We start from the raw sequence: 16,284 nt of genomic DNA, 5'->3' as shown, positions 1-16,284 counted from the left end.
GCAGGAAATGCGATCCGAAGAACAATTGCTGGACTACTTGAAGCGCGTGACCGCGGACCTGCACGACACCCGGGTGCGGCTTCAGACGGCGGAGGAGGCGTCGCGCGAGCCGGTCGCGATCGTCGGGATGGGGTGCCGATACCCGGGCGGCGTGTTCTCGCCGGAGGATCTGTGGCAGTTGGTCGCCGAGGGACGCGACGTCATCGGAGATCTCCCCACCGACCGTTCCTGGAACCTTGACACCCTCTACGACCCCGATCCGACGGCACCCGGTACCACGTACGCCCGCGGCGGTGGGTTCGTCGACACCGCTACCCATTTCGACGCGGGGTTCTTCGGGATTTCACCGCGGGAAGCTGCCGCGATGGACCCGCAGCAGCGGCTGGTCCTGGAGACGGGCTGGGAGGCGTTGGAGCGCGCCGGAATACCCCCGACGTCGCTCGGCGGGAGCGACACCGGTGTCTATATCGGTACGGGCATGCAGGACCACATCATCCACCTCCAGAAGTCCCGGCAGGAGGCCGAGGGATTCGTCGGCACCGGTAACGCCATCTCGGTGGTGTCCGGTCGGCTCGCCTACACCCTCGGGCTCGAAGGCCCCGCCGTCAGCGTGGACACGGCCTGCTCGTCCTCGCTGGTGGCGCTGCATATCGCTGTCCAGGCACTGCGCGCCAAAGAGTGCTCGCTGGCCCTGGCAGGAGGGGCGACGGTCATCAACACCCCTGTGATGTTCGTGGAGTTCAGCCGCCAGCGCGGCCTGTCCCCGGACGGCAGGTGCCGGTCCTTCGCGGCGGACGCGGACGGCACCGGCTGGTCGGAGGGCGTGGGTGTGCTGGTGCTGGAGAGGCTGTCGGACGCGCGGCGTCACGGGCACCAGGTGCTCGCCGTCGTCCGCGGGTCGGCGGTCAACCAGGACGGCGCCTCGAACGGCCTGACGGCGCCGAACGGACCGTCGCAGCAACGGGTGATCCGGCGGGCACTGACCGCGGCCCGGCTGACGGCCGATGAGGTCGATGCGGTGGAGGCGCACGGGACAGGGACGCGGCTGGGTGATCCGATCGAGGCGCAGGCGTTGTTGGCGACGTATGGCCAGGGCCGGTCCGCCGATCGGCCTGTGTGGCTGGGGTCGTTGAAGTCGAACCTCGGGCATGCGCAGGCTGCCGCGGGTGTCGGTGGCGTGATCAAGATGGTGATGGCGTTGCGGCACGGGGTGTTGCCGCAGACGCTGCATGTGGATGCGCCGACGCCGGAGGTGGACTGGTCGGCGGGTGAGGTGCGGTTGCTGACACAGCGGCGGCACTGGCCGCGTGCGGACCGGCCGCGCCGGGCCGGCGTGTCCGCCTTCGGGATCAGCGGCACCAACGCCCACCTCATCCTCGAAGAAGCCCCGCAAGAGACTCCCGACGATGCGGCTGCCCCGGCACCCCGCCTCCCGGGCATGCCGTGGGTGGTGTCCGGGCGGGGCAGGCAGGCGCTGCGGGCTCAGGCGGCCCGATTGCGGGACTGGGCCGCGGGACACCCGGAGGTGGCGCCGGAGCAGGTGGGCCTGGCCCTGGCCACGCGGCGGTCGGTGTTCGAGCACACTGCGGTGATCACCGGCGCCGGCCTCGACGACATGGTGAGCGGGCTGTCGGCCCTGAGCGAGGACCGGCCGGCGCCGGGCGTACGCCTGGAGACGGCGGCCGGGGGCGGTCTCGCCTTCGCGTTCACCGGGCAGGGAGCCCAGCGCCCAGGCATGGGACGCGGCCTGTACGAGACCTTTCCCGCGTACGCCGAGGCGTTCGACGAGGCGTGCGCGGCACTGGACCCGCACCTGGAGCGCCCGTTGGCGTCGGTGGTCTTCGCTGACGATCCCGCCGGTGCCGAGGCGCTGAAGACGACGGCCTACGCACAGCCGGCCCTGTTCGCCGTGGAGACGGCGCTGTTTCGTCTGATGCAGTCGGTCGGCGTCCACCCGGATCTGCTGATCGGGCATTCAGTGGGCGAGCTGTCCGCTGCTCACGCGGCCGGGGTGCTCTCCCTTCAGGACGCGGCACGGCTGGTGGCGGCCCGTGGGCGGCTGATGCAGTCCCTGCCCGGGGACGGACGGATGCTCGCGGTCCAGGCGTCGGAGGACGAGGTGCTGCCGTTGGTCGCCGAGCTGTCGGAGAAGGCCGGTGGCTTGGCGGTGGCCGCGGTGAACGGGCCCGAGTCGGTGGTGGTCTCGGGCCGCACCGAGGTCGTGCGCACGCTGGAGAAGGAGTTCGCCGGGCGTGGCCGCCGCACCCGGTACCTCGACGTGAGCCACGCGTTCCACTCCCCGCTCATGGATCCGGTTCTGGAGGAGTTCGCCCGGATCGCGGCGTCGGTCACCTTCCGGCCGGCGACGATCCCCGTCGTCTCCAACGTGACCGGGGACGTGGCCGGCGACGACCGGCTCGCGGACCCCGCCTATTGGGCGGACCACATCCGCGCCACGGTCCGGTTCGCCGACGGAGTACGGGCGTTGGCCCGCGAGCAGGTGGACACCGTGGTCGAACTGGGCCCGGACGCCGCACTCACGGCGCTCGGCGGCGAGATCCTCGACCAGGACACGGCCGCTTTCGTGACCACCCTCAGCCGCAAGCACGACGAGACGTCCACGTTCCTGACGGCGCTGGCCCGGCTGCACGCCCGTGGCATCCCCGTCCGCTGGACCGCCGCGACCACCCCGGTCGAATCGCCGGACCTGCCCACCTACGCCTTCCAGCGGGAGCGCCACTGGCTGGACGGCGTGGCGGAGACCGATGTCGCGGGCACCGGCCTGACCGGCATCGGCCATCCGCTCCTGCCGGCGGAGACCGAGCTACCGGGCACGGAGGGGGTCGTCCTCACCGGCAGCCTGTCGCTGCGGGACCACGCCTGGCTCGCCGACCACGCCGTGCTGGGCGTGGTGCTGGTGCCCGGCGCGGGGCTGCTGGACATGGCCCTGACCGCCGCCGAGCACGCGGGCTGCAACCGGGTCGAGGAGCTCACGCTGGAGAGCCCGCTGGTCCTCCCCGAACAGGGAGCCCGCTCCGTGCAGGTCCTTCTCGGCGCGGCCCAGGACTCCGGGCAGCGCGCGATCACGATCCACTCGCGGCCGCAGGACGGCGACCCGCACGCTGCGTGGACGTGCCACGCCACCGGGCTGCTCGCCACCGGTCCGCAGGAGGAGCCGGCCACTTCTTCGCAAGCCTGGCCGCCGGCCGGGGCCGTCCCCGTCCCTGTCGACGACCTCTACCTCCGCCTTACCGAGGGAGGCGTCGACTACGGACCGTCGTTCCGGGGACTGCGGGCCGCCTGGCGGCTCGGCGAGGACTTCTACGCCGACATCGGCCTTCCCCTCCTGTCCGACGTGGAGCGGTTCACGCTGCACCCCGCGCTACTGGACGCCGCCCTGCATTCCCTCGCCCTGCCCGGCGCGATCCTGCACACGGGCCAGGCGCACCTGCCGTTCTCCTGGAGCGGGGTACGGCTGCACGCCTCGGGGGCCGACGCGCTGCGCGTACGGGTCCGGGCCACGGGGCCGAGCAGCGTCAGCCTGGAGCTGGCCGACGGTACGGGCCGGCCCGTGGCGACCGTCGGTGAACTCGCCCTCCGTCCGGTGTCCCAGGAGCAGTTGCGGGCCCCCGGCTCCGACGCCACCTCTCTGTACACGGTGGAGTGGCCCGCGAAGGAGCTGCCCGAGGGCGCGGACGGCTCCGCGGCGCGGACCTGGGCACTGATCGCGGCCGCCGAGTCCGACGGGTACGAGGTCAAGGGCGTCGAGCTGAGCCGCTACACGAGTCTCCCGGCGCTCGCCGCCGCCCTCGACGCCACTGACGCGCCCGCGCCCGAAGCGGTCCTCGTCCCCTGCTTCCTCCCCCACTCCCCCGGCGGCCCGCCGGAAGGCTCCGCCGACCTCGTCGAGCGGGCGCACGACTACGCCGCGACCGTCCTCGGCCTCGTGCGCACATGGTTGCGGGATACGCGTTTCGAGGCTTCCCGACTCGTCCTGCTCACCCGGGGCGCGGTCACGCCCGACGCCGGCCACCATCCCCTCGGCGACGCATGGGGCAGTCTCGCCTGGGGGCTCGTCCGGACCGTGCAGAACGAGCATCCGGGGCGGGTCCTCGTGGCCGACATCGACGAGGATCCGGCGTCCTGGTCCGTGCTGCCCGGTGTACTCGCCCACGAGGAACCGCAGGTGGCCATGCGCCGTGGTGTCGCCCACGTGCCCCGCCTGACCCCGGCCCGCGCCGCCGCCCAGCGGCCCGCCCCCTTCGACAGCAGGGGAACCGTGCTGGTCACCGGCGGTACGGGAGGACTGGGCAGTCTGCTGGCCCGTCATCTCGTGGTCGAGCACGGCGTCCGGCATCTGCTGCTGACCAGCCGACGTGGTCCGCAGGCGCCCGGAGCCGCTGCCCTCGCCGCCGAACTGACCGAGCTGGGAGCGCAGGTGACGGTCACCGCGTGCGACATGGCCGACTCCGCCGCCGTCGAGGAGCTCATCGGCTCGCTCCCCGCCGGCCATCCGCTCACCGCGGTGATCCACACGGCCGGCGTCCTGGACGACGGTCTCGTCGAGGATCTGACACCGGAGCGGCTGAACACGGTACTGCGTCCGAAGGCCGACGCCGCCGTCGTTTTGGACCGGCTGACCCGTCACCTGGATCTGGCCGCGTTCGTGCTCTACTCCTCCGTCGGAGGCACCTTGGGCGGTCCGGGCCAGGGCAACTACGCCGCCGCGAACGCCTTCCTGGACGCGCTCGCCCATCGCCGCCGCGCCGAGGGACTTCCCGGGCTCTCGCTGGGCTGGGGGCTGTGGAGCGACACCACCGGCATGGCCGCCGAGATCGGCACCACGCACGTCGGCCGCCTGAACCGCTCCGGGCTGGTCACGATGTCCCCCGCCGAGGGGCTGGCGTTGTTCGACGCGGCGATCGGCGGGGAATACGGCCCGGTGGTCCTGCCCGTCCGTCTCGACCTGGCCGCGCTCAAGGCCCGTGCCACCGCGGGAGCGTTGCCGTCGGTGCTCGCCGACGTGGTCCGCACACCCACGGGTCCGGCGCGCGCGGCGAAGAGCGGCACGGTATCCGGGGCCGCGCTACGGACGAGTCTGTCGGAGCTGCCGGAGGACGAGCGCCGCCGGATGCTGCTGGACGTCGTACGCGAGAACGTGGCAGCCGTGCTGGGCCACCATCAGGGCGGGGCGATCGACGACGAGCAGCCGTTCAAGGACCTCGGGCTCGACTCCCTCACCGCGGTGGAGCTGCGCAACCGCCTCGCCGCCGCCACCGGTCTCCAGCTCCCGGCCACCCTGCTGTTCGATCTGCCCTCGCCGTCGGCGCTCGCCCACCACCTGCTCACCCGCATGGGGTCGCAGGAGAGCAAGTCCCCGGTGGCCGAGGCCGTCGACCACCTCACGGCACTGCTCACCACCCATGACGTGGGGGACCCGGAACGCAGCCAGGTCACCGCCCGGCTGCGCTCCCTGCTGTGGCGGCTCGACGACGGCGCGGCACAGGGTACGGAGGACGCCGCGGACCCGGCGGAGACGGACGACGACATCTTCGCGCTCGCCGATCGGGAGCTGGGCCTGGCGTGAGCCCGGCTCCGCGCCCTTCGAGCCCGGCCGCCCTCCGGCCTCCCACCGAAAACACAAGGAGTCCACCCGTGTCCACCGATCCCACCGCGTCCGAGGCACCCGGTCCATCCCGCGAGTCCGCCGGGTCCTCCGGGTCCCCGCAATCGACCGAGGAGAAGTACCGCGACTACCTCAAGCGCGTGACCGCCGATCTGCGGCAGACCAAGCAGCGCCTGCGGACCGAGCGTGAACAGGCCGCCGAACCCCTCGCGATCGTCGGCATGGGGTGCCGTTTCCCGGGGGGCGTGCAGTCGCCCCAGGACCTGTGGGAGCTGGTCACCGCCGAGGTCGACGCCATCGGCCCGCTGCCCGCCGACCGGGGCTGGCCGCTGGACACCCTTTACGATCCCGACCCGGACCGCCCCGGCAAGAGCTACGTCATGGAGAGCGGGATTCTGCACGACGCCGCCGGATTCGACGCCGAGTTCTTCGGGGTCTCACCGCGCGAGGCCCGGGCGATGGACCCACAGCACCGGCTGCTGCTCGAAACCTCCTGGGAGGCCCTCGAACACGCGGGAATCCCGCCGACCTCGCTACGGGGCAGCACCACCGGCGTGTACGTCGGGCTGTCGCCCTTCGGCTACGGACCCCAGTCCGCGGAGGTCCCCGCCGACGCGGAGGGCCACGTCGTGACGGGCGGTGCGCCGGCCGTCGCCTCGGGACGGATCTCCTACCTCTTCGGTCTCGAAGGACCGGCGATGACCGTGGACACCGCGTGCTCGGCGGGGCTGGTCGCCCTCCATCTGGCCGGTGAGTCGCTGCGCCGGGACGAGTGCGACCTCGCCCTGGTCGCCGGGGCGGCCGTGATCGCCACCCCGATGGTCTTCACCGAGTTCAGCAAGCAGCGGGCGCTGGCCCGGGACGGCCGTTGCAAGGCGTTCTCGGCCGACGCGGACGGCACCAGCTGGTCGGAGGGGTGTGGTGTGCTCGTCGTCGAGCGGCTTTCCGCGGCCCGCCGCAACGGCCACCAGGTACTGGCCGTCGTCCGGGGCTCGGCCCTCAACCAGGACGGGGCGTCGAACGGCCTGACGGCGCCGAACGGCCCGTCGCAGCAGCGGGTGATCGAGGCCGCGCTCACCGCCGCCAGGGTCGCCGCCGACCAGGTGGACATGGTGGAGGCGCACGGCACCGGCACCCCGCTCGGCGACCCGATCGAGGCGCAGGCACTGCTCGCGACGTACGGCCAGGGCCGCGGCGCGGAGCGCCCGCTGCGGCTCGGCTCGCTGAAGTCCAACATCGGCCACACCCAGGCCGCCGCCGGCATCGCCGGGGTCATCAAGACCGTCCTCGCGCTGCGGAACGGGGTCATGCCCAAAACCCTGCACGTGGACCGGCCGACCACCCAGGTCGACTGGTCGGCCGGCCATGTCGAACTGCTCCGCGAGGCGCTGGCCTGGCCGGAGGTCGACCGGCCCCGCCGGGCCGCGGTGTCCGCGTTCGGTGTGAGCGGCACCAACGCGCACGTCATCCTCGAATACGACGCCCGCCCTGCCGAGCCCGGCACCGGCACCGAAGCGGGAGGCAGTGCACCGCCCGCGTCGCCGGGGCCCGTCCCCGTCGTCCTGTCGGCCAGGACGTCCGCCGGTCTCGCCGCACAGGCGGCCAGACTCCACCGGCACCTGCTGGCCACGCCCGACGCGGAGCCGGCCGACGTCGCCTGGTCGCTCGCCACGACCCGCACGCACCTGCACCACCGGGCCGCGGTGGTGGCCCCGGACCGTACGGCTCTGCTGGCCGACCTGCGGTGCCTGGCGGACGGACTCGACCTGCCGCGGAACGTCGCCACCGGCACGGTGACGGCGGGCCGGAAGGTGGCGCTGATGTTCCCCGGCCAGGGCTCGCAGTGGCCGGGCATGGCCCGCGAACTGCTCGCGTCCTCCCCGGTGTTCGCCGAGTCGCTGCACGAGTGCGCCCGGGTGATCGACGAGATGGTCGACTGGTCGCTGATCGGCGTCGTGACAGGCGCCGACGCACAGCGCCTCGACGAGGTGGACGTCCTGCAGCCCGCGCTGTTCGCGGTCATGGTCTCGCTGGCGAAACTCTGGCGTTCCTACGGCATCGACGTCCACGGCGTCGTCGGCCACTCCCAGGGGGAGATCGCTGCCGCGTACATTTCGGGCGCGCTGTCGCTGGCCGACGCCGCACGGATCGTGGTCACCCGGTCCAGGCTCCTGATCAAGGTCGCCGGCCGCGGTGGTGCCCTGGCGGTCGGGCTCTCCGTCCAGGCCGCCACGGACCGGATCGGGCCGTGGCACGGAAAGCTGTCCATCGCCGCGGTCAACGGGGCGGATTCGGTCGTCGTCTCGGGCGAGGCCGGGGCGTTGCGCGATTTCCAGGAAGGCTGCCAGACCGACCGGGTGTGGTCCCGGCGCGTCGATGTCGCGGGCATCGCCGCGCACTCGGCCGAGATCGAGTCGGTGCGCGACGAACTCGTCGCCGCCCTCCAGGGCATCGCACCGCGCGAAGCGGCCGTGCCCTTCTACTCGACGGTCACCGGCACCCGGCTCACGGGCCGGGAGCTGGACCCGGAGTACTGGTACCGGAACCTGCGGGAGCCCGTACGGTTCCTGGACATCACCGAGGCGATGCTGGCCGACGGGTTCGGCTTCTTCGTCGAGGCCAGCCCGCACCCGCAGTTGACGGTCGGCACGCACCAGACCCTCAAGGCCGCCGGGTCCGACGGCACGGTCCTCGGCTCGCTGCGCCGCGACGCGGGCGGCCCGGAGCAGATGCTGCTCTCCTTGGCGGAGGGTTACGTCCACGGCCTCCCGGTGGACTGGACCCGCGTCCTGGAGCCGGGCGCGCGGGTGCCGTTGCCGACGTACGCCTTCCAGCACGAGCACTACTGGCTCACCGCCACGGACACCGTCGCCGCCGTGACGGAGACCGACGCCCGGTTCTGGGACGCCGTGGAGCGCGAGGACCTGGCGCAGCTGACCGACGACATCGGCACGGACGCCGGCCTGGCCGAGGTCGTGCCCGCGCTCGCCCGCTGGCGGCGCGAGGGGCGGCGCCGGTCGCGCCTGGACTCCTTGCGCTACCGGATCGCCTGGCAGGCCGTCCCCGAACCGCCGTCCGCGGCCCAGGTCCCGGGCCGTTGGCTGCTGGTCGGCGACGACGACCGGACCAAGGAGGTGGAGCGGCTGTTCGAGGCGGCCGAGGTGCTGTCCGCGGGCGGCGCGGACCGTGCCGCACTCGTCGAACGGCTCGGCGGGGCGGGCCCGTTCGACGCCGTGGCCTACGTCGGCCGGGACGCCGAACGACTGCTCGTACTCGTCCAAGCCCTCGGCGACCGGGACGTCACCGCCCCCCTGTGGTGTCTGACGACGGGCGCGGTCAGCACCGGCCCGTCCGACCCGCCGGCCGATCCCCACGGTGCGGCCCTGTGGGGGCTCGGCCGGGTCGTCGCGCTGGAACGGCCGGACCGCTGGGGCGGACTGGTGGACCTGCCCGGCTCGCTGGACGACCGGACGGCCGGACTGCTCGCCGGAGTGCTGGCGACCGCCGACGAGGAGGACCAGCTCGCCGTCCGGTCGAACGGCGTCTGGGCCCGGCGGCTCGCCCACGCCGCCACCGCCGAGTCCCCGGGCGAGTGGAAGCCGTCCGGCACGGTGCTCATCACGGGCGGGACGGGGGCCATCGGAGGGGCGGTGGCCCGCTGGCTCGCCGAGCAGGGCGGCTGCTCGCTGGTCCTGGTCTCCCGCCGTGGCCCGGACGCCCCCGGCGCGGCGGAGCTCGCGGCCGAACTGGCAGCCACGGGCACGCCGTTCCGGATCCTCGCCGCCGACGTTGCCGACCACGCCGCCATGACGCGGGTTCTGAGCGGCGTCACCGAGGAGTTCGGGCCGCTGCGCTCGGTGTTCCACGCCGCCGGTGTCCCGCAGAGCACCCCGCTGGAGGACATGACGGCCGACGAGTTCCACGAGGTCGTCTCGGCCAAGATCGACGGGGCCCGGGTGCTCGACGAGCTCCTCGGCGACACCGAGCTGGACGCGTTCGTCGTGTTCTCGTCGATCTCCGCGGTCTGGGGCAGCTCCCGCAGCGGCGCCTACGCCGCCGGCAACGCCTATCTGGACGCCCTCGTCGAGCAACGCCGCGCCCGCGCCGCGGCCGGCACCTCGGTCGCCTGGGGGTTCTGGGGCGACGGTGGCATGGTGGACGCCGAAACGGCCCCGCTGCTGCGTCGCATCGGCCTCGTCCCGCTGAGCCCGCAGGACGGCATCGCCGCACTCCACCTCGCCCTCGCGAACGACGATGTGGCCGTGACCGTGGCCGAGGTCGACTGGGAGCCGTTCGCCGCCACCTACACCGCGGCCAGGCCCCGCCCGCTGATCGAGGGCCTGGAGGAGGTGCGGCAGGCTGCCCTGCGTGGTGAGGCGGGGCCGCGGGCGGAGTCCGTACCGGCAGAGGTCTTCCGCCGCCAGATGCTGGCGCTGGGAGCGGCGGAACGGCTGACGGCGATGACCGATCTCGTGCGCACCGAGGCGGCGGCGCAGCTGGGGTGGAGCGACCCGGAGCGCATCGAACCCCACCGCGCCTTCCGGGACCTCGGACTCGACTCCCTGGCCTCGGTCGGCCTGCGCAAGCGGCTGGACGGCAAAACGGGGCTCAGGACTCCGGTGACCCTCGCTTTCGACCACCCGACACCCGCCGAGGCCGCCGCCTTCCTGCTCGGACTCCTGCTGCCGGAGGGTGCCGACAGCGACCCGGCGGTGCATGTCGGGAACGAACTCGACCGTCTGGAAGCGGCACTCGCCGGCTTCGAGGCGGGATCGGTCGGCCGGGCCCGGATCACCATGCGCCTGTCGAGCATCCTCGCCCGCTGGAAGGAGACCGGGCCGTCCGCCGCCCAGCCGGCCGCCGACGAGGACGCCGCGGACGCGGGTCTCGCCGACGCCTCCGACAACGAACTGCTCGACGCCCTCGGCCGCGAGTTCGGTATCTCCTGACGAGCCGCCTCCCGGCCCGACATCCGTATGTCCCGAACAGGCACCGCCACGAAAGGCTTCCCCCGTGCCCCAAGAAAAGAGTGCGTCCGCCGACGGACGGATGCGGCATTTCCTCACCGAGCTCACCGCGGAGCTGCGCCAGGCCAAGAAGCGGATCAGCGCGTACGAGGCCGCGGAGAACGAGCCGGTCGCCATCGTCGGGATGGGCTGTCGGCTGCCCGGTGGCGCGACCAACCCGGCCGAGCTGTGGGAACTGGTCTCCACAGGCACGGACGCCATCGGAGCCTTTCCCACCGACCGCGGCTGGGACACCGAGCGGATCTACGACCCGCTGGGCGAACAGCCCGGCACCACCCGGGTCCTTGAGGGCGGCTTCGTCCACAACGCGAGCGGCTTCGACGCGAGGTTCTTCGGCATCTCACCACGTGAAGCGGTCGGCATGGACCCGCAGCAACGGCTCCTGCTGGAAACGGCCTGGGAGGCCCTTGAGGATGCCGGGATCCTCCCCGCCGACCTCCGCGGCAGCCGCACCTCCGTCCATGTCGGCGCCGGCACGCAGGGCTACGGCTGGAACATGTACGCCGACGACCGGGACACCGATGCCGAGGACCACAGCATCATCGGCGTCACCACCTCCCTCGTGTCCGGGCGCATCGCCTACACCCTCGGCCTGGAGGGAGCGGCGCTGACCATCGACACGGCCTGCTCGTCCTCGCTGGTGGCGCTGCACCTCGCCTGCCAGTCGCTCCGCCGTGGCGAGAGCGACCTGTCACTGGCCGGCGGTGTGACGGTGATGGCGGCGCCGAGCGTGTTCGTCGAGTTCACCAAGCAGGGCGGCCTGGCCGCCGACGGCCGGTGCAAGTCCTTTTCCGACGACGCCGACGGTACGGGCTGGGCCGAGGGCTCCGGCGTCCTCGTCCTGGAGCGACTCTCCGACGCCCGCCGCAACGGCCATCAGGTCCTTGCCGTGATTCGTGGCTCCGCCGTCAACCAGGACGGTGCGTCCAACGGTCTGACCGCCCCGAACGGTCCGTCCCAGCAGCGCGTCATCCTCGACGCGTTGGCGAGCGCGCGACTGGAACCGCGGGACATCGACACCGTGGAGGCGCACGGAACAGGCACGACGCTCGGCGACCCGATCGAGGCCCAGGCGCTGCTGGCGACCTATGGTCTGAACCGGGATCCCGACAAGCCGCTCTGGCTGGGCTCGCTGAAGTCGAATATCGGGCACAGCCAATCCGCGTCGGGCGTGCTGGGCGTCATCAAGACGGTGCAGGCCATGCGGCACACCACCCTGCCGCCGACCCTGCACGCGGCGACCCCGACCACAGCGGTGGACTGGAGCGCGGGAGCCGTCCAGCTGCTGACCGAGTCCCGTCCGTGGCCGAGCGAGGGACGGCCGCGCCGGGCCGGGGTCTCCTCCTTCGGGATCAGCGGCACCAACGCGCACGTCATCCTCGAAGAGGCCGAAGCCGAGCCCGAGGTGCACGAAGCCGCCCCGGAAGGTCCGGTCCCGCTGCTGCTCTCCGGCCGGTCGGAACAGGCGGTACGGGACCAGGCGGAGGCGCTGCGCGCACACCTGCTGCGCCGCCCCGCGGACGAGCTGACGAGTGTGGCCAGGTCATTGGCCACCACGCGGACCGTGTTCGAACACCGCGCCGTCGTCGTCGGCGAGACCCGTGAAGACCTGCTCGACGCGCTGTCGTCCGTGACCCCGGTGCTCTCGGGCCCCGGACGTGTGGCGGGTCTCTTCTCCGGTCAGGGTGCGCAGCGGCCGGGCATGGGGCGTGAGCTGGCGGGGCGTTTCCCGGTGTTCGCCGCCGTGCTGGACGAGGTGTGCGCGGTGGTGGATCCGTTGTTGGGGCGGTCGTTGCGGGAGGTGATGTGGTCGGGGCCCGCGGAGGTGCTGGAGCGGACGGAGTTCGCGCAGCCGGCGTTGTTCGCGTTCGAGGTGGCGATGGCGCGGTTGTGGCAGTCGTGGGGTGTGGAGTTCTCCGCGCTGGTGGGGCATTCGGTGGGCGAGATCGCCGCGGCGTGTGTGTCGGGGGCCCTGTCGTTGGCGGACGCAGCGCGGATGGCGGTGGCGCGGGGCCGGTTGATGCAGGCGTTGCCGGAGGGCGGAGCCATGGTCGCGATCGCCGCGAGCGACGTCGAGGTCGAACTCCTCGCCTCGGGGGAACCCGCGGCCACCATTGCCGCAGTCAACGGCCCCGAGTCGGTCGTGGTCTCCGGCGCTGAGGCTGCCGTCCTGCGGATCGCGGACTACTGGCGTGAACAGGGCCGCCGTACCTCCCGGCTGAGGGTGAGCCACGCCTTCCACTCCCCGCTCATGGAACCGATGCTCGACGACTTCGCGGCGGTCCTCGGCGAGCTGACCTTCCACGAGCCGTCCATCCCGGTCAGCCCGTCGGCGGACAGCTCGCGGTCCTTCGCGTCCGCGGAGTACTGGCTCGACCACGCCCGCCACGCCGTCCGCTTCGCCGACGCGATCCACGAGATGCCCGCGGTCGACCTCTTTCTCGAACTGGGCCCGGACGCCGCACTGACCCCGCTGCTGGACGGGGACCGCCCCGCGGTGGCCACCGCCGGCCGGGACAAGCCCGAGGCGCTCACCCTCCTCCAGGCCGCGGGCCAGGCGCACGCCCATGGTGTGGCGATGGACTGGCCGGCCCTGCTGGGCGCCGGACGGCGGGTGCCGCTGCCCACGTACCCCTTCCAGCGGCAGACGTACTGGCTCGGCGGCACGGCCTCCCCCACCGCCTCGAACGGCGCCCGTCCGGCCGCCCGCAACAGTCCGGAAGAGCGGTTCTGGGCAGCCGTCGAGCAGGAGGACGAGCAGGCGCTCACCAGCCTGGGCGCACCGGCCGAACTCGCCCCCGCTCTCCCGGCGCTGGCCCAGTGGCACCGTGATGCCCGGTGGCAGAGCACGCTGGACTCGTGGCGTTACCGGGTCGTCTGGCAGCCGGTGGCCGAGCCCCGGTCCGTCGCACAGGTTCCGGGTACCTGGCTGGTGGTGGTGCAGTCGGCCGACGACAGCGAGGAGACCACCGCGGTGCGGCGCGTCGTGACGCGGATCCTCGCCGACACGGTGTTCGTGGAGACCGGGACCGACCGCGGGGAAGCGAAGGCAGCGCTGGTCGACGCCCTCGCCGACACGCCCATGCTGGCCGGAGTCGTCAGTCTGATCCAGCACCCGGACGCGCTCCTGACCCTCCTGCAGGCACTCGGCGACGCGGGGACGGGCGCCCGGCTGTGGTGCCTGACCCAGGGCGGGGTGGGCACGAGCGACGGCGAAGCGCCGCGCAGCGCCCACGCGGGGGCGTGCTGGGGACTCGGTCTCGTCGCCGCTCTCGAACACCCCGACCGCTGGGGTGGTCTGCTCGACCTGCCGGTCCGGCTCGGCGAGCGCACCACCGGCCGGCTCGCCGGCGTACTCGCGGGCGACGTGGTCGAGGATCAGGTGGCGTTGCGGGACAGCGGCGTGCTCCTGCGCCGGCTGGTGCAGGCCCCCGCCCTGCCCGCAGCCCGTGCCTGGAACCCGTCCGGCACCGTGCTGATCACCGGCGGCACCGGATCACTCGGTGCGCACGTGGCCCGCTGGCTCGCCGAGCGCGCCGCGTGCTCCTTCGTCCTGCTCTCCCGCAGCGGGCCCGACGCGCCCGGGGCCGCTGAGCTCGTCGAAGAGCTGGAGAAAGCCGGCGCCCGAGTCAGCGTCGTCGCGGCCGACGTCACGGACCACGGGCGGATGTCCTCCCTGGCGGCCGAACTCGCGGCCAGGGGCGAACCGGTGCGCGCGGTCTTCCACGCCGCAGGCGTCGGCCAGAACACCGCACTCATGGACATGAGCCTGGAGGAGTTCCGGACCGTCTACTCCAGCAAGATCACCGGCGCCACGGTACTCGACGAGGTGTTCGACGATGCGGAGATCGACCTGTTCGTCCTCTTCTCGTCCGTCTCCGGGGTGTGGGGCAGCGGTCGCTACGCCGGGTACGCCGCGGGCAACGCCTACCTCGACGCCCTCGCCCGGATGCGCCGCGCCCGCGGGCTGGCCGCCACGTCCGTCGCGTGGGGAGTGTGGGCGGACTCCCACATGGTCACCCCCGAGGCCGAACAGCAATACCGGCGACGCGGCTTGATACCGATGCCCGCGTCCAAGGCGATCGCCTCACTGGAACGGGTTCTCGACGCCGACGAACTCACGGCAGTCGTGGCCGACATGGACTGGGACCTCTTCATGACCGGCTACGGCGCGGCTCGTCGGCGCCCGTTGCTGGAGGAACTGCCGCAGGTGCGGGCGCGGCGTCCGCAGGAGGCGACCACCTCCACCGCAGACCGCAACGACCTGCGGGGCAGGCTCGCCGGACTGTCACCGGCCGAACGGGGGCCCCTCCTGGACGACTTGGTGCGCGCCACCCTCACCGAGGTGCTCGGTCACACCGACCCGTCCGCCATCGCTCTGGACCAGCCCCTGGTGGAACTCGGCTTCGACTCGCTCTCCGCCGTACAGGTGCGCAACAAGCTGGGCCTCGCCACCGGGCTCTCGCTTCCCATGATGCTCGTCTTCGACCACCCCACAGTGACCGCCGTACGCGACTTCCTGGCTGCCGAACTCGACGGCGCGGGCCGGGACCGGACGGCACAGAAGACGGGTGAGGGGCACGAGGACCTGGTGTCCGGGGCCGACGAGTCCTTCGCCGCCATTTACCGCAAGGTCGCGCTCCGGGGCCGTACGGAGGAGGTCGAAGACCTGCTGGGCAGCGCGTCAGGCCTGCGTGCTCGCTTCTCCGATGCTTCGAAGGCTCCGGACGGCACCCGCTTCGTACGGCTCGCCACCGGCGGGCAAGGGCCCGCTGTCATCAGTTTCCCGCCCTTCGCACCGGTGGAGCAGACCCTGCAGTTCGTCCGGCTGGCCAGCTTCTTCCGTGACCGACGGGATCTGAGCATGGTGACCGTGCCGGGCTTCCTGAAAGGCGAACCACTGGCCGAGAGCATCGATGTGCTCATCGACGTCCTGGCCGAGTCGGCCATTCACTGCGCGGCCGGCTCGCCCTTCGCACTGCTGGGGTACTCGTCGAGCGGCTGGCTCGCGCACTGCGTCACGGCCCGGATGGAAGCTCTCGGCACACCGGCCCAGGGGCTGGTGCTGCTCGACACGTACCTCCCCGACGGTATGTCGGTGGCACTGCGCCAGGCGATGACGTACGAGGTGAACGAGCGACGGTCGCGGTTCACCAAGCTGAACTTCACGACGATCACCGCGCTCGGTACCTACCGCAGGATGTTCCGCGGCTGGACCCCGCAGCCGGTCTCCACGCCCACGCTGTTCATCCGGCCCGAGGACTGCATCCCCGGCGATCCCGGGCTCCCGCCGCTCACCGGGGAGTGGCGCACGCACTGGCCGCTGCCGCACACCGACGCGACGGTCCCGGGCGACCACTGCACGATCGTCGCAGAGAACGCCGACGCCACCGCGGCCCTGGTCCACGACTGGCTGGACGCCCTCTGACCGGCTCGCTGCCTCCGGTCCGGCCCCGTCGCCCTCGCATGGACGACGGGGCCGGCTTCACAAAAAAAGGGGGGTGCCTTGCATTCCGCCCCCAGCTATTCACCGTCCGAAGTACGCCCTTACAGCCATGGTTCAGATATCTGTACCGGAGAGGGAATAAGGGCTAGGGGAAGCTAGGGGTTATCTCTGCCACGACCCGGTCC

The 16,284-nt window shown here is 72.6% G+C and carries 3 protein-coding genes; all 3 read left to right on the top strand.

Annotated features, from left to right (window positions below; all coding sequences use genetic code 11):
* Positions 1-7: 7 nt before the first annotated feature.
* Positions 8-5,587 (top strand): type I polyketide synthase, encoded by a 5,580-nt coding sequence (locus CPH93_RS34970; protein WP_231977093.1) that lies wholly within the window; start codon positions 8-10, stop codon positions 5,585-5,587.
* A 68-nt stretch (positions 5,588-5,655) separates the two neighbouring features.
* Positions 5,656-10,575, top strand: a complete 4,920-nt coding sequence (locus tag CPH93_RS34965; RefSeq protein WP_096215181.1) for a type I polyketide synthase — start codon at positions 5,656-5,658, stop codon at positions 10,573-10,575.
* 64 nt (positions 10,576-10,639) lie between these two features.
* Complete coding sequence (locus CPH93_RS34960; protein ID WP_331716965.1) at positions 10,640-16,081, top strand: type I polyketide synthase; 5,442 nt, start codon at positions 10,640-10,642, stop codon at positions 16,079-16,081.
* The last annotated feature ends 203 nt before the right edge of the window (positions 16,082-16,284 follow it).

This window comes from Streptomyces sp. 2323.1 (genome assembly GCF_900221035.1).
In the GTDB taxonomy this organism is placed as follows: domain Bacteria; phylum Actinomycetota; class Actinomycetes; order Streptomycetales; family Streptomycetaceae; genus Streptomyces; species Streptomyces sioyaensis.
This window is presented reverse-complemented; position numbering and strand designations above follow the sequence as displayed.

Excerpts from the sequence above, each read along its gene's own strand:
- CPH93_RS34970 (WP_231977093.1), top strand. The coding sequence starts at position 8 with ATGCGATCCGAAGAACAATTGCTGGACTACTTGAAGCGCGTGACCGCG.